Origin of the sequence: Leisingera sp. SS27, assembly GCF_028368855.1 — a bacterium.
Classification (GTDB): domain Bacteria; phylum Pseudomonadota; class Alphaproteobacteria; order Rhodobacterales; family Rhodobacteraceae; genus Leisingera.
The window spans coordinates 117,799-140,823 of sequence record NZ_JAQNCY010000005.1 but is presented as its reverse complement, the minus strand read 5'-3'; the positions used below and the strand labels follow the sequence as shown (position 1 = coordinate 140,823).

The 23,025-nt window shown below is 62.3% G+C and carries 25 protein-coding genes; 5 read left to right on the top strand and 20 right to left on the bottom strand.

The annotated features are described in order from the left end of the window. Positions 1–58: 58 nt before the first annotated feature. From N6L27_RS12695 to hmgA, 6 genes are all read right to left on the bottom strand, one after another. Entirely contained in the window at positions 59–601 is a 543-nt protein-coding gene (locus N6L27_RS12695; protein WP_271907645.1) for a VOC family protein, read from the bottom strand. Then, a complete protein-coding gene (locus N6L27_RS12690; protein WP_271907643.1) occupies positions 598–813 on the bottom strand; it encodes a DUF2783 domain-containing protein in 216 nt (71 codons plus the stop codon). Before N6L27_RS12690 ends, N6L27_RS12695 begins: the two co-directional genes overlap by 4 nt. 5 nt (positions 814–818) lie before the next feature. After that, entirely contained in the window at positions 819–2,429 is a 1,611-nt protein-coding gene (locus tag N6L27_RS12685) for an FAD-dependent oxidoreductase (protein ID WP_271907642.1), read from the bottom strand. A gap of 139 nt (positions 2,430–2,568) precedes the next feature. Then, positions 2,569–3,519, bottom strand: a complete 951-nt coding sequence (locus N6L27_RS12680; RefSeq protein WP_039186842.1) for an MBL fold metallo-hydrolase — start codon at positions 3,517–3,519, stop codon at positions 2,569–2,571. A gap of 11 nt (positions 3,520–3,530) precedes the next feature. After that, positions 3,531–4,787 carry a fumarylacetoacetase gene (gene fahA, locus N6L27_RS12675; RefSeq protein WP_271907641.1) on the bottom strand — a complete coding sequence of 419 codons (1,257 nt, stop codon included), beginning with the start codon at positions 4,785–4,787 and terminating at the stop codon, positions 3,531–3,533. Between the two features lie 105 nt (positions 4,788–4,892). Next, entirely contained in the window at positions 4,893–6,248 is a 1,356-nt protein-coding gene (hmgA, locus tag N6L27_RS12670; RefSeq protein ID WP_271907640.1) for a homogentisate 1,2-dioxygenase, read from the bottom strand. 71 nt (positions 6,249–6,319) lie between these two features. On the opposite strand from hmgA, the gene N6L27_RS12665 reads away from it, so the two are divergent. Both N6L27_RS12665 and N6L27_RS12660 read left to right on the top strand, forming a co-directional pair. Continuing rightward, positions 6,320–6,760, top strand: a complete 441-nt coding sequence (locus N6L27_RS12665) for a MarR family winged helix-turn-helix transcriptional regulator (protein ID WP_019296666.1) — start codon at positions 6,320–6,322, stop codon at positions 6,758–6,760. Positions 6,761–6,811: 51 nt separating this feature from the next. Then, complete coding sequence (locus N6L27_RS12660; RefSeq protein ID WP_271907639.1) at positions 6,812–8,044, top strand: adenylate/guanylate cyclase domain-containing protein; 1,233 nt, start codon at positions 6,812–6,814, stop codon at positions 8,042–8,044. Between the two features lie 18 nt (positions 8,045–8,062). Here the strand turns inward: N6L27_RS12660 and N6L27_RS12655 are convergent, their stop codons facing one another. The 4 genes from N6L27_RS12655 to rplS form a co-directional block, all read right to left on the bottom strand. Then, positions 8,063–8,872, bottom strand: coding sequence for a division plane positioning ATPase MipZ (locus N6L27_RS12655; protein ID WP_039186833.1), 810 nt, complete (start codon positions 8,870–8,872; stop codon positions 8,063–8,065). Positions 8,873–8,983: 111 nt separating this feature from the next. Then, positions 8,984–11,050: a DEAD/DEAH box helicase gene (locus N6L27_RS12650; RefSeq protein WP_271907638.1), complete on the bottom strand. Its 2,067-nt coding sequence runs from the start codon at positions 11,048–11,050 to the stop codon at positions 8,984–8,986. A gap of 114 nt (positions 11,051–11,164) precedes the next feature. Continuing rightward, positions 11,165–11,386, bottom strand: a complete 222-nt coding sequence (gene rpmE, locus N6L27_RS12645) for a 50S ribosomal protein L31 (protein WP_271907637.1) — start codon at positions 11,384–11,386, stop codon at positions 11,165–11,167. Between the two features lie 11 nt (positions 11,387–11,397). Then, the gene (gene rplS, locus N6L27_RS12640; RefSeq protein ID WP_019296661.1) at positions 11,398–11,772 is read right to left on the bottom strand and encodes a 50S ribosomal protein L19; all 375 of its coding nucleotides are present in this window, start codon (positions 11,770–11,772) and stop codon (positions 11,398–11,400) included. 394 nt (positions 11,773–12,166) lie between these two features. Between rplS and N6L27_RS12635 the strand changes: the two genes are divergently transcribed. Then, a complete protein-coding gene (locus N6L27_RS12635; RefSeq protein ID WP_271907636.1) occupies positions 12,167–14,242 on the top strand; it encodes a hypothetical protein in 2,076 nt (691 codons plus the stop codon). Positions 14,243–14,283: 41 nt separating this feature from the next. Here the strand turns inward: N6L27_RS12635 and N6L27_RS12630 are convergent, their stop codons facing one another. After that, positions 14,284–14,619 (bottom strand): YegP family protein, encoded by a 336-nt coding sequence (locus N6L27_RS12630; RefSeq protein WP_271907635.1) that lies wholly within the window; start codon positions 14,617–14,619, stop codon positions 14,284–14,286. A gap of 106 nt (positions 14,620–14,725) precedes the next feature. Further along, positions 14,726–15,532 (bottom strand): tRNA (guanosine(37)-N1)-methyltransferase TrmD, encoded by an 807-nt coding sequence (gene trmD / locus N6L27_RS12625; RefSeq protein ID WP_271907634.1) that lies wholly within the window; start codon positions 15,530–15,532, stop codon positions 14,726–14,728. Between the two features lie 56 nt (positions 15,533–15,588). On the opposite strand from trmD, the gene N6L27_RS12620 reads away from it, so the two are divergent. Then, on the top strand, positions 15,589–16,629 hold the full coding sequence (locus tag N6L27_RS12620; RefSeq protein ID WP_271907632.1) for an aminoglycoside phosphotransferase family protein: 1,041 nt from the start codon (positions 15,589–15,591) through the stop codon (positions 16,627–16,629). 9 nt (positions 16,630–16,638) lie between these two features. On the opposite strand, the gene rimM is transcribed toward N6L27_RS12620, so the two are convergent. From rimM to ffh, 8 genes are all read right to left on the bottom strand, one after another. Then, entirely contained in the window at positions 16,639–17,142 is a 504-nt protein-coding gene (rimM, locus tag N6L27_RS12615; protein WP_271907630.1) for a ribosome maturation factor RimM, read from the bottom strand. A gap of 152 nt (positions 17,143–17,294) precedes the next feature. Next, positions 17,295–17,933, bottom strand: coding sequence for a 5,6-dimethylbenzimidazole synthase (gene bluB / locus N6L27_RS12610; protein WP_271907628.1), 639 nt, complete (start codon positions 17,931–17,933; stop codon positions 17,295–17,297). A gap of 4 nt (positions 17,934–17,937) precedes the next feature. Further along, a complete protein-coding gene (rpsP, locus tag N6L27_RS12605) occupies positions 17,938–18,306 on the bottom strand; it encodes a 30S ribosomal protein S16 (RefSeq protein WP_271907627.1) in 369 nt (122 codons plus the stop codon). 60 nt (positions 18,307–18,366) lie between these two features. Next, on the bottom strand, positions 18,367–18,675 hold the full coding sequence (locus tag N6L27_RS12600; protein ID WP_271907625.1) for a chorismate mutase: 309 nt from the start codon (positions 18,673–18,675) through the stop codon (positions 18,367–18,369). Positions 18,676–18,789: 114 nt separating this feature from the next. Next, positions 18,790–19,392, bottom strand: a complete 603-nt coding sequence (locus N6L27_RS12595) for a GNAT family N-acetyltransferase (protein ID WP_271907623.1) — start codon at positions 19,390–19,392, stop codon at positions 18,790–18,792. A gap of 61 nt (positions 19,393–19,453) precedes the next feature. Next, entirely contained in the window at positions 19,454–19,972 is a 519-nt protein-coding gene (locus tag N6L27_RS12590) for a GNAT family N-acetyltransferase (RefSeq protein ID WP_271907621.1), read from the bottom strand. A gap of 167 nt (positions 19,973–20,139) precedes the next feature. After that, entirely contained in the window at positions 20,140–20,691 is a 552-nt protein-coding gene (locus N6L27_RS12585) for a GNAT family N-acetyltransferase (protein ID WP_271907619.1), read from the bottom strand. 3 nt (positions 20,692–20,694) lie between these two features. Beyond that, positions 20,695–22,215, bottom strand: a complete 1,521-nt coding sequence (gene ffh / locus N6L27_RS12580) for a signal recognition particle protein (protein ID WP_271907617.1) — start codon at positions 22,213–22,215, stop codon at positions 20,695–20,697. 260 nt (positions 22,216–22,475) lie between these two features. On the opposite strand from ffh, the gene N6L27_RS12575 reads away from it, so the two are divergent. Then, positions 22,476–23,024, top strand: coding sequence for a hypothetical protein (locus N6L27_RS12575; protein WP_271907615.1), 549 nt, complete (start codon positions 22,476–22,478; stop codon positions 23,022–23,024). The last annotated feature ends 1 nt before the right edge of the window (position 23,025 follow it).

Genomic DNA, 23,025 nt, shown 5'->3' with positions numbered 1-23,025 from the left:
CGGCGTCCTCCATTACGGTAAAGGCAGCCCCACGGGCTGCCTTGGCGGCCTGAACCAATCAGACCTTGTTCAATTCCTTGGCGTGCAGCCATTCGGCATGTTTGGGTGCCTTCTTGGTCTTGGACCATTCCTCCAGCATTTCCCATTTTACCGAGTCGAGCTTTTGCAGCAGCGCCTCTTCTTCCGGGTCGGGGCAGGCCAACTCGACCCGGTGGCCGTTCGGATCGAAGAAGTAGATCGAGTGGAAGATCGAGTGGTCGGTAACACCCAGCACCTCAACGCCGTTGGCCTCCAGATGGTTCTTGAACTGGATCAGGGTTTCGCGGTCCTTCACCTTGAAGGCGATATGCTGCACCCAGACCGGCGTGTTGCGGTCGCGGTCCATTTCCGGCTTGGTCGGCAGCTCGAAGAAGGCCAGCACGTTGCCGTTGCCTGCATCCATGAAGATATGCATGTAGGGATCGGGTTCGTGGGTGGAGGGAACATGGTCTTCGGCAATCGCCAGGACAAAGTCCATGTTCAGCATCTTGTTGTACCACTCCACCGTCTGCTTGGCGTCTTTGCAACGGTAGGCGACGTGGTGGATCTGTTCGATTTTCAAGCGGAGTCCTCCCCGGTTTTGAGCGCGGCAGCCGCCAGCGCCTGTTTCAGGATCGCGCGTTTTCCAATGTGGTTGGCCAGCACCAGCACCAGGCGCGCGTTCAGCGCGTCGCTTTCCGCCTTGCTCAGGTCCTCATGAGCGGCCAGCAGATCGGCATAGAAATCGTCGGCGCGCTCGAGGTTGGCGGCCAGGATCAGTTGGTCTTCGGTCATCTTGATCACTCCTTGCCGATGGCCCGGCGGATCGCGTGCCGGAACTGGTTATCGTCATAGCTGGGACGGCGGGCGGCGACATGCTGGTCCGGTCGGATCAGGTAGACACCGCTCTCATGCTTGCCCAGGTAGCGGTCCTTCAGCGCCAGTGTCTTGTCGTCCTTGATGGACAACGCCAGCCGGGTCACCTCTACGCCTGCTTCTTCGATCACCTCGGGGGCATCGGCATCGATGGTCAGCAGCACAAATTTGTCGCCAAGCTTGTCCAGCAGAAAACCGTCGCCCAGCGGCACGTCGGGGCAGGGCGATCCGGGCCGGGTGCGCTCTGGCCCGTCCAGCGCGTCCGCCGAATTCAGCGGTGAGCCGTCATAGGTGCACGGCACCGACAACCGGCCGGAGTTCACCAAGGGACGCGCGAATTCATACTGTTCGGACAGGTCCAGAATCGCGTCGCGCAGCACCCGGCTCATCTCCGACTTGGGCGTGATGAAATCGGTCGAGCGCGAAGAGTTCAGGATGTTCTCGTCGGCGCCATGGATGCGCTCGATGTCATAGCTGTCGAGCAGGCTTTCCGGCGCCTTGCCGTCTAGTACCATTTGCAACTTCCAGCACAGGTTGTCCGTGTCCTGCAGGCCAGAGTTGGCGCCGCGGGCGCCGAACGGTGAGACCTGATGCGCGGCATCGCCCGCAAACAGCACCCGCCCATGGCGGAACTTTTCCATCCGGCGGCACTGGAAGGTGTAGATCGAGACCCACTCCAGCTCGAACTTCACGTCTTCGCCCAGCATGGCCTGCAGCCGCGGGATCACGTTCTCGGGGCGCTTCTCGCGCTCCTTGTCGATGTCCCAGCCCAGCTGCAGGTCAATGCGCCAGACACCATCCGGCTGCTTGTGCAGCAGGGCCGACTGCCCCTTGTTGAAAGGCGGATCAAACCAGAACCAGCGTTCGGTCGGGAAATCCGCCTCCATGATCACATCGGCGATCAGGAAATTGTCCTCGAAAACCCGGCCAACAAAGTCCAGTCCCAGCATCTGCCGGGTGGGGGAGCCTGCGCCGTCGCAGGCGATCAGCCACTCGGCCTCCAGATTGTAGGGGCCTTCGGGCGTGTCGACTTCCAGCGTCACATGGCCGGGATGGGTGCCGATGGCCGAGACCTTGTTGCGGCCGCGGATTTCGATCGGCGCGCCCTGCTCCTGCAGTTCGCGGACCCGGTTCACCAGGTATTCCTCGAAATAATACTGCTGCAGATTAATGAAAGCGGGGCGCTTGTGGCCCTCTTCCGGCAGCAGGTTGAAGTCATAGACCTGACGGTCGTCAAAGAACACCTTGCCGACGTTCCACTGCACGCCCTTGTCTACCATCGGCTGGCCGCAGCCGAGCCGGTCGAGGATTTCCAAGGGCCGCTTGGCAAAGCAGATCGCGCGGGAGCCGAAGCTCACCTTGTCGTTGTCATCCAGCACCACCACCTCGGTTCCGGCTTGCGCCAGGTCGATGGCGGCCGCCAGGCCGATAGGGCCTGCCCCGATCACCACCACCTTGCGGCGCACAGGTGCCGCGGCATCCTGATCCGCGTGGCGCGCATAGGGGTACAACGGGACTTCAAAGATCTTGTTCATCAGGTCTCCTCCCAATTTCCGGGTGCCGTCAGGCACAGCTTCACCGTTTCCCGGCATGGGCACGCCGGGAGGATGGTTTAGCGTCTCACAGGTTCTTCCGGGGCGATACGATCTGGATCAAAGCGCCCCGGTTGCAGAATCAGCCCTGCAGGGCCTCCCACATTTCCAGATCGCGCTGGGCGGTCCAGATGCGGGGGTGTGCTATGCCGCGTGCCTCGTCATAGGCCCGGGCGACGTTAAAGGGCAGGCAGTGCTCGTAGATCGCGTAGTCCGCGAACTTCGGATCGCATTCCGCGCGCACGGCGTCCCAGGCTTCTTTCAGAGACCCGCCGCGTGCAGCGATGCGCTGAACCGGGCGGTAGGTGCTTTCGACAAAATCGCGGGTGTTTTCGATTGCGGCGTTGACCATCTCCTTGCCCACCAGCGCATCGCCGCGGCCCGGCGCAATCGCGTCCACATCATAGGCTTTGATGTTGTCGAGCGTCCGGCCCCAATCGGCAAAATGCCCGTCACCGCAGTAGCAGGCCGAGTGGTATTCGACGATGTCGCCGGTGAACATCACGTTCTGATCCGGCACATGGATCACCGCGTCGCCGGCGGTGTGGGCGCGGCCGATCTGTTTGATGTCGACCCGGCGGTTGCCGAGGAAGACAGTCATCTGATCGGTGAAGGTTGTGGTGGGATAGGTCAGCCCCGGGATGCTTTCGTGGCCTTCAAACAGGCGTGGGAAACGCTGGAACTCGCTGTCCCAGTCCTCCTGCCCGCGCTCCAGCACCATGTTATAGGCGGCGTTGGACATGATCACCTGCTGCGCGCCGAATGCGCTGGCGCCCAGCACCCGCACAGCGTGGTAGTGGGTCAGAACCACATGGGTGATCGGCTTGTCGGTCACCGAACGCACGCATTCGATCACCTTGTTTGCCAGCCGCGGGGTGGCCTGCGCCTCGACGATCATCACAGAGTCATCGCCGATGATCACGCCGGAGTTCGGGTCGCCCTCCGCGGTGAAGGCATAAAGCCCTTCGCCGATCTCATCAAAGGTGATCTTCTTTTCGGTCAGGTCCCCTTGGGACGCAAAAGCCTTTGCCATGGTGGTCTTCCTTATCTTGCGTAGGGGTCTTCAAGTGCGGGCAGCACGGTGCCGGTGCAGTCGCCGAAGCCGATCGTATAGCCATCGCCCATGGCCGCGCCCTTCAGGGTCAGCGTGTCGCCGTCGGCGATAAAGGAGCGTTCCTCGCCGGTATCCAGCGTCATCGGCTCCTTGCCGCCCCAGCTGAGTTCCAGCAGCGAGCCGCGGCTTTCCTTGGTGGGGCCGGAGATGGTGCCGGAGCCCAACAGGTCGCCTGCGTTCATCGGGCAGCCCGAAGTGGTATGGTGCGCCAGCTGCTGCGCGGCGGAGTAGTACATCTCCTTGTAGTTGGTCCGCGCGATGGTTGTGGCTTCTTTACCTTCCGGAGCCAGGGTCACTTCGAGGTCGATGTCATAGAGCATCGGACCGCAGTCCTTCAGGTGGTCCAGCAGTTCCACTTCGCGCTCCGGCGTGTCGCAGCGGAACGGCTCCAGCGCCGGTTTGGTCACGATCCAGGGGGAGATCGTGTTGGCGGTTGCCTTGGCCTGGAAGGGCCCCAGCGGCTGGTATTCCCAGGCCTGGATGTCGCGTGCGGACCAGTCGTTCAGCAGCACATAGCCAAAGATATTGTCATCGGCTTCCTGCACGGTGATCGGGCCGTCCGACGGGGTGCCCACGATGGCGCCCATCTCCAGCTCAATGTCGAACCGTGCACAGGGGTCCCAGCGGGGGGTGTCGTCATTCGGGCCTTTCAGCTGGCCCCAGGGACGGCGCACATCGGTGCCGGAAATAACGACTGAGGACGCGCGCCCGTTGTAGCCGATCGGTATATGCAGCCAGTTCGGCGGCAGCGCGTTTTCCGGGCCGCGGAACATGGTGCCGACGTTGAAGGCGTGGTTTTTGCCTGCGTAGAAGTCGGTGTATTCACTGACCGCAAAGGGCATGTGCAGCTCGGCATCCGCAGCGGCAACCAGCAGGGGCTCCAGCTTCGTCTGCTCGGCAGCGCCTTCGGACAGCAGCGCGGTCAGACGGTCGCGCAGCGCGGTCCAGACGGCCGGGCCTTCCTCCATCAGGTCGTTCCAGTAGGGCACGTCGAACAGCGGCGCATCGCCCAGCTGGACCAGCCCGGCCTCCTCGGCGGCCTGCATGTCCAGGATCATGTCGCCAATGGCAACGCCACAACGCGGATCATCGCCATCAATGGAAAATACACCATAAGGCAGGTTGTTCAGCGGGAACGGGTGGTTCGCATCATTGGCCGAGGCCACCCAGGATTTCAGCAGAGGCATCGTGTCTCCAGTTTCCGGATCCGAAGATCCTTTTCATCTTTCCGGAAATACTCCGGGGGTGAATGGGCCTGTCCGGCCCAGAGGGGGCAGCGCCCCCTCACCGTTTCATTTCAGGCCGGGGGTGCCGTCGAATTTCTTCTCGATGTCGCTCCAGCAGTCGATGTAGTCATCCTGCAGCGGTGCGTCCTTGGCTGCAAATGCGGTCAGATGCTGCGGGAAGCGGGTCTCGAACATGAAGGACATGGTGTTGTCGAGCTTCTCAGGGCCCAGGTTGGAGTTCGACGCGCCCTCAAAGGCGTTCTTATCCGGCCCGTGCGGCAGCATCATGTTGTGAAGGCTCATGCCGCCCGGCACGAACCCCTGCGGTTTGGCGTCATACTGGCCGTAGATATTGCCCATCAGCTCAGACATGATGTTCTTGTGGTACCACGGCGGGCGGAAAGTGTTCTCGGCCACCATCCAGCGCTCGCGGAACAGCACAAAGTCGATGTTGGCGGTGCCTGGCACGCCCGACGGCGCGGTCAGCACGGTAAAGATTGACGGGTCCGGGTGGTCGAACAGGATCGCACCGACCGGGCAATAGGTGGTCAGATCGTATTTGTAGGGCGCGTAATTGCCGTGCCAGGCGACCACATCCAGCGGCGAATGGCCGATCTTGGTCTCGTGGAACTGGCCGCACCATTTGATGGTCACGGTCGAGGGCGCCTCGCGGTCCTCAAACGCCGCCACCGGCGCCTTGAAGTCGCGCGGGTTGGCCATGCAGTTTGCCCCGATCGGCCCGCGGCCCGGCAGGTCGAACTTCTGGCCGTAATTCTCGCAGACAAATCCGCGGCAGGGGCCTTCCAGCACCTCCACCCGGTAGACCAGCCCGCGCGGTATGATGGCGATCTCCTGCGGTGCCAGGTCGATGATGCCAAGCTCGGTCGCGAACCGCAGCCTGCCTTCCTGCGGCACCACCAGCAGTTCGGAATCGGCGGAGAAGAAGTAGCTGTCCACCATCGACTCGGTGACCAGATAGATGTGGCTCGCCATGCCGACCTGGGTGTTCACGTCGCCCGCGGTGGTCATGGTGCGCATGCCGGTGAGCCAGGTGAGGCCTTCCTCCGTGTGGGGCACCGGATCCCAGCGGTACTGGCCCAATGAGATCACGTCGGGATCAACGCAAGGTGCTGACTTCCAGTGCGGCAGGTCGGTTTTTTCATAGCGGTGCGAATGTTTTACAGACGGGCGGATCCGGTAGCACCAGGTTCGCTCCGGCACATCGGCGGTGAAGGCGGTGCCGCTCAGCTGTTCACCGTAAAGGCCATAGTTGCACTTCTGCGGGCTGTTCATGCCCTGCGGCAGCGCACCGGGCAGCGCCTCGGTTTCAAAGTCGTTCGCAAAGCCGGGCATATAGCCCTCGTGCGGCCCCTGAAGAGAGGGGGCCTGGATCATTTCATGTGGATCGGCTGGCCGATTCATCGCGCGTTTCTCCTCTTGCTGCTTGCGGGATATTAGTTGTTTTTGTAACTAACAAGGGAGAGGGGACGAATATGAACGAAAAAGATGATTTCGCTTTGCAGGATTTCCTGCCTTACCTGCTGAACCGCGCCGCTGAGGAAAGCTCGCTGGGGTTCCAGAAACACTACAAGAACCGCTATGGGATGCTGCGGACTGAGTGGCGGGTACTGTTCCACCTGGGCAACTACGGCCAGATGACCGCCAAGGAGATCGGCAGCCGCGCCAAGATCCACAAGACCAAGATCAGCCGCGCGGTGGCCAAGCTGTCCGAAAAGCGCTTTGTGACCCGCACCCGCGATGAAAACGACCGCCGGGCCGAACATCTGGCGCTGACCCCGGCCGGTGAGGCGGCGTATAAGGACCTGCGCGAGCACGCGCTGGAATTCGACACCAGGATCTGTGCCCGCTTCACCACCGGCGAGGTTGCAATTTTGCGGTATATGCTGCGCAATTTAGCAGGGATTGAACCATAGACATTGCAAGGCCCAGCCCCCAGATAAGACAGCGGGATTGAAGGTGAAGCGATGATACAGATTGATGTCAATTCAGGGCCGCTGATTGCCTGGCTGATGGAGCAGGGCCTGCATGGGGCGCAGCAGCAGGATCTATTGCAGGGGTATTGCCAGCGTCTGGTTGATGCGGGGGTGCCGCTGTGGCGGTTCCATCTGGCACAGCGGGCGTTTCACCCGAAATTCGGCGGTATCGGCTTCAACTGGACCCGGGCAGACGGCATCAGCCACGAACATTACGAATACCGCGAATCCCCGCGCGAGGAATGGCTGCGCAGTCCGTTCTTCCACATCCTGGAACACAATCTGGAAGAGTTTCGAGAGCGGCTGGAGGACGGCGCGCCGGAACAGTTCCCCCTGCTGCCCGAACTACGGGAGCGCGGGGCGACCGACTACTTTGCCAAAGGCGTGCGGTTCTCGCCGCCGGATGATCAGCCCAACGATCCGCGCCACCCGCGCGAGGGCATGCTGGTCTCTTGGGCTTCAGACCGGCCCGGCGGGTTTTCCGGCCGCGAGCTGGACCTGATCCGCACAACTCTGCCGCATCTGGGGCTCGCGTTAAAATCATCTTCCAACCGGCAGATGGCCAGCGATCTTTTGCAGGTGTACTTGGGGCGCGACGCCGGGCGCCGGGTTTTGTCCGGGGAAATCCAGCGCGGCTCCTCGCAGCAGATCGACGCTGTGATCTGCCTGTTCGACCTCAAAGGATTCACCCGGCTGGCCGAACGGCTGCCGGGAACGGAACTCATCGAGATGCTGAACGGCTATTTCGGACTGGCGGTGGAAACCATCCAGGCGCATGGCGGCAACATCCTCAAGTTCATGGGGGACGGCATGCTGACCATGTTCAATCTGGGCAGCATCGAGGAAGACGCCCACGCAGCTCTGGCTGCCGCCAATGAGCTATGCGGCAAAGTGCGCGCCTACAACACAGAACGTGAGGAGGAGGGGCTGCCGACTGCCGGCTTCACCTTGGCGCTGCACGCCGGGACCATTCTCTATGGCAATATCGGGGCCGAGAACCGGCTGGATTTCACTGTGATCGGCCAGGCGGTGAACCAGACCGCCCGGATTGCCGGCATGCACCGCTCTGTCGGCCAGAACATCATCATGTCCGAAGATGTGAAAACCGCCGCCAGAGGCACCAATCATGATCTGGTGTCCCTGGGGCGCTACATGCTGCGTGGTGTGGCAGAGCCGATGGAGCTGTACACGATCTACCGTGGCAATTGCGGCTGCGACAGCTAAGCGGCCGCCCAGCCGGAGTCAGAGGCTGATCTCGACCCCGGGCAGGTTAACCTCTTTCATCATGTCGCGCAGCTCCTGCCGCGCGGCGATGTTGGAGATATTCAGCTGCTTCACGCCGATATCCTTGAGATCCAGCAGCGTCAGGCCGCGCGGGAAAAGCTCGCGGAAAATCACCCTTTCGGAAAAACCCGGTGCGATGCGGAATCCGATACGTTTGGACAGCATCTTGATGGCGCGTTCCATCTTTTCCTTGTTGACCATGCGTTGGGTGCCGACCCGGTTGCGGATCACAATCCAGTCGATCGGCTTAAGCCCGGCTTGTGCCCGCAACTGACGGGCGTTCCAGACCATTTCGGAATAAACCGACGGACCGGTAATGGTCTCACCCTTCTGATCCACATGCGCCAGCAGGTCGAAATCGACAAAGCTGTCATTGAGCGGTGTGATCAGCGTATCTGCCAGCGAATGCGCAACCTGGCTGAGGCGCGTGTGTGATCCAGGGCAGTCGATCAGGATGAAATCATGGCCCGGCTCCAGCGCCGAAACCGCCGCCGACAGGCGGTGGTCATAGATGTTTTCGCCCGGCTGCAGGCTCGCCGGGTCAATCTCCGGCAGCTCGTGGATTTCCACCATCGGGAGATCCAGCCCTGCCTTGGCACAGAACTCCTTGCGGTTCTCCAGGTAGCGTCCCATGGAGCGCTGCCGCAGATCCAGATCCAGCGCCGCCACCTTGTGGCCCAGCCGGGCCAGGGTGGTTGCGACGTGCATGGAAACGGTCGACTTTCCCGCGCCGCCCTTCTCGTTGCCGACGACAATGATATGCGCCATGTACAGGTCCCTTCGCTCGTGCTTTGTTGCACGTCTTTTGCTTTGAGACCCTGTATAGGCTCTGGATTCCGCCAAGAAAAGCCGCGCGGACAGTCTGGTAAACTTAGTGTATCACCTGTGTTTTGCAGGACCCGCCGGCTTGCGCTTGGGGCGGGCATCGCCGCCCTTGCCGCCTTTTGCAGTCAGCCCTGCCGCAGCGCGGGCCTTGTTCTTCTTGCTGTTGGGCTTGCCAACCGGCGGTTTGGGGCCCTTGGACTTGAACGGCTTGGCCGCGGGCGCGCCGGGCCGGGCCATCCGCTTGGACGGATCCGATGCGCCTTTGGGCTTGGCAGTTACTGCGGGCTTGGGCTTGCTGGGGCGGGCGTCGCTGCGCGGCTCGCTGCGCTCTTCCCGGGCCGGTTTGTCTTTCCACTCCTTGCGCGGCGGACGGTTGTCCTCGGACCGCTCGGATTTTGCGCGGTAGGGCTTCTCCGCACTGTCTTTGCCGCGGTAGGGTTTCGGGCCGTCTTCCTTGCCGCGGTGCGGCTTGGGTTTGCGGTCGCCTTTGAAGCCGCCCTTCGGCCCGCCGGGGCCGCGGCGCGGGGCAGGGGCCAGCTCCGGTGCTTCCGCCAGCTGCGTCAGCACCGCGCCCGGCTCCAGTTCGGTCTTGCCGTCCAGCGCCTTCAGGAAGCCCGCGACCGCGCCTTCGCTGATTTCGGCAAAGGTTTCATTGTCCTGCACCCGGATTGCGCCGATGGCATCGCGGTCGATATTGCCGGCCTTGCACAGCATCGGCAGCACCTTGCGCGGGTCGGCGCCGGCCTCGCGGCCGCCGGACAGCGAGAACCAGACGGATGGGCCGAAGGCTTTGCGTTCCTTGCGCTCCTTGCGGGGTTCCGGCGTGTCCGCCGGGCGCAGGTCCTCAGGTGCAGAGTGGCGGCTGCGGAACAGGCGCAGGTAGGTGGCAGCGATCTGTTCGGGTGTGAATGTGTCCAGCAGGGTCTGAACGCCAGCCTGCTCGTTTTCGGCAACCGGCTCCTGCCAGACGGGGTCGGCCAGTATGCGCTCTTCGTCGCGGGCCAGCACATCATCGGCAGAAGGGGCCTCGCAATGCTCGGCGGTCAGCTTGGCCCATTTCAGCAGGCGCAACGCCTTCGAACGTGCCTTTGGCGGCGCGATCAGGGCGCTGACACCTTTGCGGCCCGCGCGGCCTGTGCGGCCGGAGCGGTGCAGCAGGGTTTCGTGGTTCGAGGGCAGCTCTGCATGGACCACCAGTTCCAGCCCCGGCAGGTCGATGCCGCGGGCCGCCACATCGGTGGCGACGCAGACCCGCGCGCGCCCGTCGCGCATCGCCTGCAGCGCGTGGCTGCGTTCGGTCTGGGACAGCTCGCCCGACAGGGTCACCACCGGCAGGCCGCGGTTGGTCAGGCGCGCCGCCAGACGGTTCACCGCGGCGCGGGTGTTGGCAAAGACGATGGAACTGGGCGCCTCATAGAAGCGCAGCACGTTGATGATGGCGTTTTCTGCGTCCGCTTGCGCCACGCTCATCAGGCGGTATTCGATATCCGCGTGCTGCTTGGTCTCGCCCGCGGTCTTGATCCGCATCGCATCGCGCTGAAAGGTTTCGGCCAGGCTGGCAATTGCCGGCGGCACGGTGGCGGAGAACAGCAGGGTGCGGCGGTCTTCGGGCGCTTCGCTCAGGATAAACTCAAGATCCTCGCGGAAGCCAAGGTCCAGCATCTCGTCGGCCTCGTCCAGCACCACGCCGCGCACCTGGCTGAGGTCGATGGAGCCGCGCGCGATATGGTCGCGCAGGCGGCCCGGGGTCGCGGCCACGATATGGGCGCCGCGCTCCAGCGCACGGCGCTCGTCGCGCATGTCCATGCCGCCCACGCAGGAGGCAATCCGTGCGCCTGCGCCGCGGTAGAGCCAGCCCAGTTCGTGTTTCACCTGCAGCGCCAGTTCGCGGGTCGGGGCAATCACCAGCGCCAGCGGCGCCGCGGCGTCGCCAAACGCCTCATCCTCACCCAGCAGATCCTGGGCCAAAGCCAGGCCAAAGCCAACAGTCTTGCCCGATCCGGTCTGTGCAGACACCAGCAGGTCGCGCCCTTCCACCTCGGGCTGGGTCACGGCCTCCTGCACTTGGGTCAGGGTTTCATATCCGCGTTCTTGCAGTGCGTTGGCCAGGGCTTGTTTCACGAGGGGGCTGTCTTTCCCGCAGGGCGCGCATCGGGCCCCAGCGTCAGGAGAAAAAGAAAGAAGGCTGCCCGTCCGGGGCAGCCTTCGGGAGTTCTGAAAAGTACGGCAGGCGGCTTAGAAGCCCAGGCCTTCGTATTTCTTCTTGAACTTGGACACGCGGCCGCCGGCGTCCAGCAGGCGCGAGGTGCCGCCGGTCCATGCCGGGTGCACGGTCGGGTCGATGTCCAGTGCCAGCTGGTCACCCTCAGAACCCCAGGTGGAGCGCATCTTGAGGATGGTGCCGTCGGTCATTTTGACGTCGATGAAGTGGTATTCGGGATGGGTGTCTTTTTTCATGATACCGCTCCTCAGGCTTTCTTGGGCTTGTAGTTCGCATCTTCTGCGATACGGGCCGACTTACCGCGGCGGGCGCGCAGGTAGTACAGCTTGGCACGGCGGACACGGCCGCGGCGCACCACTTCGATCGAGTCGATGTTGGTCGAGAACAGCGGGAACACACGCTCCACGCCTTCGCCGAACGAAATCTTGCGGACGGTGAACGAGCCGGCAATGCCCGAGCCGTTCTTGCGGCTGATGCAAACGCCTTCGTACATCTGCACGCGCGAACGCGAGCCTTCGGTCACCTTGTAGCCGACACGGATGGTGTCACCGGCTTTGAAGTCGGGGATCTCTTTCCCCAGGGCGGCGATCTGTTCCGCCTCCAGCTGTGCGATCAGGTCCATCGCAACTCTCCTAATTTGCCTGCGGTTCATTCCGCAGAGGTTTGTGCCGTCATGAGAGCTCCTGGTCTTCACCGGGTCCCGCCTTAGGCAGCCCGCCAGAGATCACGCCGTCTGTTCCTTGCAGCTGGCAGGCCGGATCCTGAAGGAAACCGAAGAAGATTTCCGGGACTGATCCAACAGCCAGCGGCCCGGGGCCGATTCCCGGCACCAGACGAGCGGCTTTTAGGCCTGCCGTGCCAATGTTTCAAGGGAATTCTGCGGTACCGCCCGGATCGCAGGCCGTGTTTTCCTTTTGATCGGCTGCAGATCTGCGGTTACCGTTCAAATACATTACTTTACGCTGCGTCAGCATATGCAGCGGGCCGGGCACGCCTCATCAGGGAGGGGAAACAGCATGCCATTCAAGAAAATCGACATTTTCAACAGCGAACAATCCTACAAGACGGAATTGAAGAAGGAGCTCAAGAAACTGGATGCCACGCCGGGCGATTTCTACTTCTATGATGAGGTCACGCTGAATGGCTCAGCTCAATCCATTCTGATTGTCGGCGAAGCGGCACCGCCCCTGCTGAAGGAGCTGAAGTCCAAAGCCAAGCAGCGGGCTGTGGGCCAGTGTTCTGTCAAGGATGGCACGCTGAGGCTCAGCCTTGTGAAGGGCAGAATGCCTGAAAAGAAGCTGAAGCCGCTGATGAAGGGCACCCAGTTCGGCTATGAGCTTGTGGCCGTAGACCTGGATGCGGGCGGCGAGGCTGATCCGGACAAGCGATTTCTGAAACGGCTGCAAGCAGTGGAAGGCCGGTTTGACAAGATCAAGGGCAGGATAACCGATGACGAGCGCAAGGAACTGCGCATCCTGTTCGGGCAAATTGAGGAGCAGAAGGACACCGATCAAGAGAAGGCTGCCAAGACTCTGATCGCCCTCAATACCCGGATGGAGGAGCTGATCAAGCTGATCGGCGGCGGCAAGGAGGCCTCCAAGGAAGAAACCAACGCCAAGACCCGGCTCAAAGCCACGACGGCCCGGTTCGACAAGGTCAAGGGCAAGATCATGGATGATGAGCGCAAGGCACTGCGCCAGCATTTCGGGGCTGTGGCGGAACATTTCGAGAAAGGCGAATGGAAACAGGCCTACGCCCGGATGGAAGTGCTCGACAAGGAAATGGTCGGCTATGTGAAGGCGGCGCTGGCGTCCGATGAACAGGACGCGGAGAAGCGCAGCAAGGATTTTGCGCAATCAGACTCTGGCAAGGCGGCCAAGATGCTGGCCAGCCGGATCAAGGAGGAAATCGCTAAACTGGGCAAGCTGGAAACGGCTGTGACCCGCGAAGCCGGGGTGCTGAAGGACTTGCAGGAGACCCTATCAGGGCTGACCAAAGCCAAGGATATCAGCAAGAAGCAGCAGCAGGTGGATGCCAGCGCCGAGCGGCTTGAGAAGGCCAAACAGGTGCTGGAGCAGTCCCGTGGCCAGCTGCTGAAGAATGTTGAGGAGATGAAGGCCGAGAAGCTGGAGAAGGAGAAGGCCTTTGTGACAGCTTTGAGCAACATCAAGTCCCGCATCACGGCACTGGACGACATGCTGGACAGCGTGCCGGTGGATCAGGCCCGCAGCCAGATCGAGGCGCTGATCAAGAAGCAGGCTGAGGCGCAGCAATGGCAGGAAGAACGCATCAAGGCAGAGGACGGCGGCGAAGGCCACGGCACGGGTCGCCATGGTGCGCAGACCGGCATGGAGCGCCAGGCGATGCGGGCCTCTTCGCAGGACGGGGTAACCCCGGACCAGAGCGGCAATTCCTCAGGCACGGCGCAGGTGACCGAGAAGTGGAACAAGGTGAAAATCACCTATACCGAGGAGGACGGCAAACGGGTGATCGCCAACCGTTCGGAGGTCGAAAAGCAGATCGCAGCCAGCTTTGACCGTAAACAGTACAGCGGCGGCAATGCCTCCATGTGGGCAACCCCGGTTCTTGAAAAGGAAGCCGTCGACCGGGCAACGGCCATTGCCGCGAAGTTCAAGGGGTTCACGCATTATGCCACTGGCAAGATGTCCCAGGCCAATCAGGTGACGGATGAACTGACGTCGCTGACCCTGAAGATGGGGCCGCCGGCTTCGGCGCCGGGCTGGGGCTACGCGCTCAAGCGCGATGGGGCTGCCGTTTCGCTCAACGATATCAAATCCGCCGTTTCCGACTTTGAGCAGGGTAAATCCAGCCTGGATGATATGTTCAAGGCCCTGAACGTGAAACTGGTCGAGAAATCCGGCGGCGGCGGTGTGAAGATGGTGCCCCACTGCCTGGTCGTGCTGACCCGCTCGTCCACGGCCGGCGACTGGAAGTTCAAGACCCACTTCCCGGATGACCGGCTGGGCAGCAGTGATATTGGCTGGGAAACAGTGCGAAACCAGTCCAAGGGCGATGTCACCTTCAAACAGGGAACAACGCTGACCGTCTGGCAGAACAACAAGATGCCCTGAAGGCAGGCTGCGGCCGGGCCCGGACCGGGCCCGGAGCCGTCTCAGGCCGTCTGATCGTCGATGGCTGCATCCGGCGCGTTCTTCTTGACCGACTCGATGCCGCCATCCCGGCCAGAGGCGCTGGCATAGCTCTGCGAGGTGCCGATCACCTGGCCGTTGGTGGCCTTGAGGTTGAACATGTGCTTGCCGGCTGAGGTTTCCTTGCGCTCATAGCGCGCATCATCGCCGGCGTTCTTCTTGACCGACGCAATGCCGTTCTCAGCGCTGGCCTTTTGCTTGTAGCCTTCGCTGGCCAGAATGTTCTCGCCGTTGCCTGCCTTCAGGCGAAAGCGGAATTCGCCTGCATTGTCTGTATAGAGTTCAAATTTCCCAGCCACCCTGCGGTCTCCTGTCATTTAACTTATGCAGGAAGAGTAAAACACGGGTTCGCCATTGCGGCAACGGCTTGCATCGGGGAAAAGCCAGGTTGCTGCATCACTTGCGTTACGGTTTGCCGCGATCCTTGACGCGGACATAGGCCTCCCACAGGTCCGGACGGCGGGCCTTGGTGATTTCTTCGCTCATCCCGTGCCGCCATTCGGCGATCTTGCCGTGATGGCCTGACATCAGCACATCCGGGATTTCCCGGCCCTTCCATTCGGCGGGGCGGGTGTATTGCGGGTGCTCCAAGAGACCGGAGGAGAAGCTCTCCTCCTCGGTTGAGGCGTGATTGCCCAGCACCCCCGGGATCAGCCGCACGGTGGCGTCGATCAGTGCCTGCGCGGCTAACTCGCCGCCGGTCATCACGAAATCTCCCAGCGAGACCTCCTGGATGCCGTAATGCTCCAGCACCCGCTCATCGACGCCCTCGAACCGCCCGCAGAGCAGGGTGATGCCGTCGCATTGGGCAAAATTATGCATCATCTGCTGGTTCATCGGTCGGCCGCGCGGGGTCAGGTAGACCAGAGGCCAGTTGCCGCGGGTGTCCGCCATTGTGTGTTCGATCGCCTCGCCCAGCACATCAGCGCGCAGCACCATGCCGGCCCCGCCGCCTGCAGGCGTGTCATCCACGTTGCGGTGCTTGCCGATGCCAAATTCGCGCAAATCGGTGGTTTCCAGCTGCCAAAGCCCCTCCTGCAGCGCCTTGCCTGTCAGGCTTTCGCCCAGCACACCGGGAAAGGCCTCCGGGAACAGCGTGATGATCTTGGCCTTCCACACGCCGGCCAGATCCGGCGTCGGGGTCATCAGCTCACGCGGCTTCAGGGTCGGGCGGATGGCTTTGCGGCCATGGGATTTGCTTGGTGCTGTCATAATGATGCTGTTTAGTTCAGTCAGATTTTCACGCAATACAAAGCTTGGGTGTTTTGATGAATTCAGAAAGGCCGCCAACGGTTGCCGGAGACGGGTTTGCTGCCTCGGACGAGGTGCAGGCCCGCACCCAGGCGCTGTGGCCTCAGGCGGCAGCGGCCGCCGGTCTGCCTGAAGCTGGCGCGAAGTTCCGCAGGATGCAGTCCAACCGGCGCCTGCAGCAAAGCCGCTGCGTGCTGGAGATTGCGACAGCTGCGGGGCAACGGTTTGTGCTGCGGGCCGATTTCCAATCCGACAATCCGCTAAGGCGGGTAAGGGACCTGGAGCGTCATGGGCAAGTTGCCCGGCAGCTGAAGTCTGTCCCTGGTGTGTCGGTTCCGGAAGTCTTGTGGCAGGATCCGGAACATCCTTATGTGCTGATGGAATTTGTCCCCGGGGAAACAGCCTACCGGGCGCTGGCCCTGACCGACTACGGCTTTGGTGCCAGGGCTGATGTTCTGCGCCGCATTGGTGGTGCAGTGGCCGAATTGCACAGAGTATCCGACGCCGGGCAGAAGCAGTTCTGGCCGAAACCTTTTTTGAAGTCGGTTTCAGACCGTGCGCAGGCGGTGCGCGAGGGGCAGCTTCAACTGCCGAAACCCAATAGATTTTTGGGGCTGTGCGCACATCTGCACCGGGCTGCAAGGCGCGCGCGGGGATGCGAGTTCCGCAGCGCAGTGGCGCATGGCGACTTGCACCTGCGCAATATTATCCTGTCGGATCAGGAGGTCTCGTTCATTGATTTCCTGAACCATAAGGCTGTTTTCCCGCAGCGCGATCTGGCCGATATCTGGCTGGCAAACTGCCTGGAGCACTTAGCTGCAGAAGACAGTGTCCCCGGGTTCGGGCTGGTGGCACAAGCGGATTGGGCGGCTTTTGAAGAAGGTTATGGCGCCGGGCTGACAGGGGATCCGGTTTTCCGTTTCTTCTTTGCCTGGCGATTGTTCCGGCTTTGGCTCAGCCTGGGGGCCAAACCACCTGAGGAGCGTGTGAAGACCCAAATGGTAGCCGTCTGGTCGGTGCGGGTTCTGGATGCCCTTCTGGCGGATGAGGCAGACTGACCTGCCGTCTCAGAACAGCCCTTCAGGCGGGTCAGCGATGATGCGCCGTTGGGTCAGATCCACGGTTGGCACAGCTTCCAGGGTGAAGGGCAGAAGCACCGTGGCCTTAAGGCCAGGGCCGTGGATTTCCAGCAGGTCGGCGGCGCCGTGGTTCTGCACCGACTTCACGGTGCCCAGCAGGGTGCCACCGGTGTCATAAACCTCCAGACCGATCAGATCCGCGTGGTAGAATTCGTCGTCCGGGAGTTGCGGCAGCTGATCGCGGCGGGCAAACAGGCGCAGGCCTTTGATTGCGTCGGCGTCTTCTTTGGTCTCCACACCACCCAGCAGCGCTGCAAAGCCGTTCTTGATCGGACGGGTGATGGTCAGGGAATAGCTTTGGCTGCCGTCTTCGTTGCTGAGCGGCGAGTAGTCCTCGATCTCTTCCGGGACCGCACAGAAGCTCTTGAGCCGCACCTCGCCGCGCACCCCGAAGGAGCCGGCAATTGCGCCTACGCAGATCAGATCGCTCATGGTGTCAGTCCTTTGCACAGAACCCCGCGCGCAGCCATTGGCCGCCGGATTGTTCGCAGAGTTCCACTTGGTGGTTGCGTTCAAAGAAGATGCCCGCGGTAAAGGCCACTGCAACAAAAAACACAAGCCTTATCAACCGTCCCATGACGGTCTCAGCGGGTTTCGAGCGGCAGATCCGCCATCCGGCTTTCCCAGCCGGTTTCTTCCAGTTCCGGCGTATCCGACAGCCGTTCCGGGTAACCGATGCAGAAATAACCGATCAGCTTCCAGCCTTCGGGTGCATTCAGGTCACGGTTCAGCTGCTGGGGGTCCAGGACCGAAACCCAGCCGAGCCCCAGGCCCTCGGCGCGCAGCGCCAGCCAGAACAGGGTGATGGCGGTGACTACCGAATAGCGGCGCATTTCCGGCATGGTGGACGCACCCAGCCCGTGGCCCTGGAGGGTCTCGTCGTCGCAATAGACCGCCAGCTGCACCGGAGCTTCGCGCATGCCGGACAGTTTCAGTTCCGCATAGCGTTCAGCCTTTTCACCGGAGTACCCGGTCAGCGCCTGGGCATTGGCGGCTTCGAAATTCTTCAGCGCCGCGGCGCGGGCGGTATCGCTCTCCACCCGCAGGATGCGCCAGGGTTCGCTCAGGCCCACGGAGGGGGCGAGCTGAATGGCAGAGAGGCAGCGCATCAGCACTGCCTCCTCCACCGGATCGCTGCGGAACCGGCGCACGTCGCGCCGGAGCCGCATCAGCAGATCAAGCTGGCTGCGGAACTCTTCGGGAAAAGCGCCCCGCAGCTCCACGGAATTATTCCGCGTCAGCAGCTGCTTCGGCGGCTTCAGCAGCCTTTGCAGCTTTTTCTTCAGCGCGCTCCTGGGCCTTCTTGCCCGGGGTGCCTTTTTTCGGGTTGTTGCGCTCGGTCTTGGCACGGACGCCTGCGGCTTCCAGCATGCGGGCGATACGGTCGGTCGGCTGCGCGCCCTGGTCCAGCCAGTGCTGCACGCGCTCCATGTCCATTTTCACGCGCTCTTCCGAATCTTTCGGCAGCAGCGGGTTGTAGGTGCCCAGCTTCTCGATGAAGCGGCCGTCGCGCGGCATGCGGCTGTCAGCAGCCACGATGCGGTAGAAGGGGCGTTTTTTGGAGCCGCCGCGGGCCAAACGGATTTTCATTGCCATGGGTACATCTCCTTTGATGGCGTTATCCGGGGTATGCCCCGGTTGTTCCTGTTGTCTTTGTTATTCTTGGTGTTTTTTGTGGTGGCGGATGACTTCATCGATGATGAAGTTCAAGAATGCCTTGGCGAATTCAGGATCCAGATCGGCCTGTTCCGCCAGGTCTTCGAGCCGCGCGATCTGGGCCGCTTCGCGGGTGGGATCGGACGGGGGAAGGTCGTGTTCGGCCTTAAGATGGCCCACCGCCTGGGTGTGCTTGAACCGCTCGCCCAGAGTATAGACGAGGATTGCATCCAGACGGTCGATGCTTTCGCGGTGGCCCTTCAGCAGCTGGGCTGCGCGGGCGACGGGATCTTGGGTATCTGTTGTCATCGGGTTCTCCGCAATGCAGCAGGCCGGGGTGTCATCAGGGGGGTGCCTGGGGTGCACCGGCTGTGCACCACCTGTGCACCGCCGCAGCGCAGCATCCGCAAATTCGCGCGCAGGTCAGTCAATGGCCCAGCCCTCCGGTTTGAAGAGCGGATCGGCGTAATGGCTGATTTCCATGTCGATGCCATGGGCAATCTGGCTGTCCTTCAGGGCGTCCGGCGCGGGGTGGCGGTAGACGGCATCGTTGCCGTCGATGGTGGCGGCACCATGGTCCTTGGTGGCGCCGAGCCGTTCCGCGAGCCGGATCGAGTCGAGATTCTTCGGGTCGATATAGCTGACCGCCGTCTCCCAGCCCAGTTCCGAATAAAAGTGGCGGCGGGCGGCATGTGCTGCCTCCAGCGCGTAGCCCTTGCCGGCCGCGCCGGGCCAGATGATCCAGGCGATCTCGCGCTCCGGCCAGCCCGCGGGCTGCCAGCCGCCGGCCATGCCGTAGGTCTCGCCGCTTGCCTTGTCGTGGATCATCCACATGCCAAAACCGCGGACCTGCCAGTGGCCGATCTCTGCGGCGTAAAGCATCCAGGCCTCATATGTGTTCAGAGGCCCGCCCATGAAACGCGAGCGGTAGGAACTGAAGGTGGCCTTGAAGTCAGGGTAGTCCTGCGCTTCGGGGCCGCGCAGTTCCAGGCGGCGGGTTTCGATCACCGGGATGTCAAACGGCATCAGCGCGCTCCTTCCTGCGGAAGGGCGCGGTGGCGCTGGGATATGACGGATGCCGGGCGCATCAGTGCAGCAACCCCCGTGCATCCCGGGTATGCCCGCCGCGGGCAGACGGCAGGTGACGCCAGGCGCGGATGTTCGGGGCAGGCTGCAGGCGGAAGGAGACGGTCCTTTCCGGCTGTGCGCCAACCCGGCGGGCCAGTGCGATGGAGGCTTTGTTTTCCTCTGGCACGTAGGAAACGATCGAGTCCCAGCCAGCCACCGTGAACAGCCAGTCCAGCACGCATTGCGCAGCTTCGCTGGCATAGCCTTTGCCCTCGCCGGTTTCCATCAGGTGCCAGGACAATTCCGGTTCCGGCCAGCCCTTGGGGAACCAGGGGCCAACCAGGCCGACAGTCTGGCCGGTGCTGCGCTCCAGCACAGCAAACAGGCCGTAGCCGTGCAGGTGCCAGTGGCCGATGATGGTAGCAATCGACCACCACAGCGAATCGGCATCATCTGCAACATTGATGAAACGCGGCGCGTCCGGCGCCAGGAAGGCCGCCTGGGCGTCAAACTCCGGGTCCGCCGGAGAAATCAGCATTAGCCGCTTGGAGGCCAGCCTAGGATACTGCCTTTGCGCGTCTTTCATGTCATACCCCATTGCCCGGGCGGCAGGCCGCCCGGTGTCAATTTCACCCATCCGGTGAAGGAGTATCGGGGAGACTGCGTAATTTTTCGTTAAGCCGGGCACGGTGAACTGACGGGAGGTCATGCGTAGGCCTCCATTCCGCCGTCGCAAGGCGTTACGGGCGCGGGGTGGCGGTAGACCAGTTCGCGCCCGTGTTTGGGGTTGTCGAACTCTGCCTCGAACACTGCGCCCAGCCGTTCGGCCAGCGCCACCGAGCGGGTATTGCCCGGGAAGATGTTGGAGCAAAGTGCAGGCAGGCCCATCACCTCATAGGCGTGGGTGCGAGCGGCCAGTGCGGCCTCTGCCATGATGCCGCGGCCTTCGCCTGCAGGGAAGGCAACCCAGCCCAGTTCAGGTTCGGGCCAGCCTTCGGGCTGCCAGACGCCGGTGATGCCAAGCGCCTCGCCGGTCTGCTTGCAGGTGATGGTCCAGAAGCCGAAGCCGCGCATCGCCCAGTGGCCCACCGACATGGTGAACCAGCGCCAGGCCTCGTTGCGGTCGAGCGGCCCGCCGAACCCCCAGGAGCGTGCTTCGTCCGCGAAGAACGCTGCCACCGGCCCGAAGTCCGCCGCCTCCGGTCCGCGCAGGACCAGGCGTTCGGTTTCGAGCTGAGGGATGGCGGGGAGCTGCATGGCTTACTTCTTCTTGCCAAATCCGCTGAGGCCTGCGGGCAGGCCCATGCCGCCGCCAAGACCCGGAAGGCCGCCGGGCAGGCCGCCTTTGCCGCCCATTGCCTTGGCTGCCGCTTCCAGCGCCTTGGGGTCCATCTGGCTGGGGTCCATGCCGCCCATATCCGGCATGCCGCCCTTGCCGAACATGCCCTTCATGGCCTGTTTCAGCATCTTGCCTTTGCCCATCTTGCCCATCTTCTTCATCACATCGGCCATCTGCCGGTGCATCTTCAGAAGCTTGTTGAGGTCGGAGACCTCCATGCCGGAACCGGCCGCGATGCGTTTCTTGCGGGAGGCCTGCAGCAGGGCGGGGTTGGCGCGTTCCTTCTTGGTCATCGACTGGATCATGGCGATCTGGCGCTTCAGCACCTTGTCGTCCATGCCGGAGTCCTGCACCTGCTTGGCCATTTTGCCCATGCCGGGCATCATTTGCATCATGCCCTCCATGCCGCCCATCTGGAGCATCTGTTCAAGCTGCATCTTCAGGTCGTTCATGTTGAACTGACCTTTCATCATGCGCTTCATCATCTTCTCGGCCTGTTCGGCCTCGATGGTTTCCTGGGCCTTTTCGACCAGCGCCACGATGTCGCCCATGCCGAGGATGCGGCCGGCGATCCGGTCGGCCTCGAAGGTTTCGAGCGCGTCCATCTTCTCGCCCAGGCCGACAAAGCGGATCGGCTTGCCGGTGACAGCGCGCATCGACAGCGCCGCACCGCCGCGGCCGTCGCCGTCCATCCGGGTGAGCACCACGCCGCTGATGCCGATCTTGGCGTCGAATTCCTCGGCCACCTCGACGGCGACCTGGCCGGTCAGGCCATCGACCACAAGCAGGGTCTCGCGCGGGGAGACCACATTGCGGACGTCCTCGACCTCCTGCATCAGGGTCTCGTCGATGTGCAGGCGGCCGGCGGTATCCAGCATGTAGACATCATAGCCGCCCAAGGTCGCCTGCTGCTTGGCGCGTTTGGCGATGTCGACGGGTTTCTGGCCGGGCACGATGGGCAGGGTGTCGACGCCGATCTGGGTGCCGAGGACGGCCAGCTGGTCCATCGCCGCCGGGCGGTAGACGTCGAGCGAGGCCATCAGGACCTTCTTGCCCTCTTTCTCCTTCAGCCGTTTCGCCAGCTTGCCGGTGGTGGTGGTTTTACCGGACCCCTGCAGGCCGACCATCAGGACGGGGGCGGGCGGGTTGTCGACCTTGAGCTTGCCGGGGTCCTCGTCGCCGCGCAGCACGTCGACCAGCGCGTCGTGCACGATCTTCACGACCTGCTGGCCCGGGGTCACCGATTTGGTGACCGCCTGGCCGGTGGCCTGTTCCTGCACCTTCTTGACGAAGTCGCGGGCAACCGGCAGCGAGACGTCGGCTTCCAAGAGCGCCACGCGGACTTCGCGCAGGGCGGATTTGACGTCTTCCTCGTTCAGGGCGCCCTGTTTGGTCAGCCGGTCAAAGACGCCGGAAAGGCGTTCGGATAGATTTTCAAACATGCCTGCGGCCTCCTAATGCCGGTTTCAAGGTGTGGCGCCCCCGTATGTAGGGGACAAGCGAACCATGCGCAAATGCCCCCACGGGCGTAACACGCTGGTGGGGGGCGATCCCTGGCACGGGCAGGGACCGGAAGACTCAAATCTCCCGGATGTTGGGGCGGGGGTTACGCGGATTGGGGGCCGGAGTCAACCTTTGTGGCTTGAACGCTGGCGGGGCAGTGGCTAGCTGCAAAAGTGATGTTGTTAAAAGCAGGCTTTTGATGAGGAATATTCTGAACGTTATTGCCCTGTGCTGTGCGGTGCTGGCATCGCCGCTGCTGGCGGATGAGGTGACCCGGGAGGATCTGATTGCGCAGATTGAAGCAGGCGGAAGGAATGAGACCAGCGAGGAGCGCCATGAAGTCGAAGTTGACGGCTGCACTTTGACGACCTTTCGCTGGAAAAACGTTGAAGATGAGGGCTGGGTCTTATGGACGTCCTTTACTCTGCCAATGGCGTCGGTGGATTTGGGTGATTTCTCCAAGTCAGGTGAGGTTTTGCGCTATAGTTATTTGGAAGCAAGCCCGCCTTTGACGCTGATAGTTCTGAAGGCCAAGTCTGGAACCGAGTTTACCCACGAGAAACCGTTTGAACGGACGCCAAAGGGAGAGTTTGAAAGATCCCCCCGGGGTGACGGTACAACACATTACATTGAAAGAAAAAACAGCGGCTTCATCCTACATGAAGGCCAAGATGTGCAGGCCAAGGCTGAGATGTTCACCAAAGGCTATCTCCGCTATGTCCGGGAATACTGCACCTTCACGGGCTGAG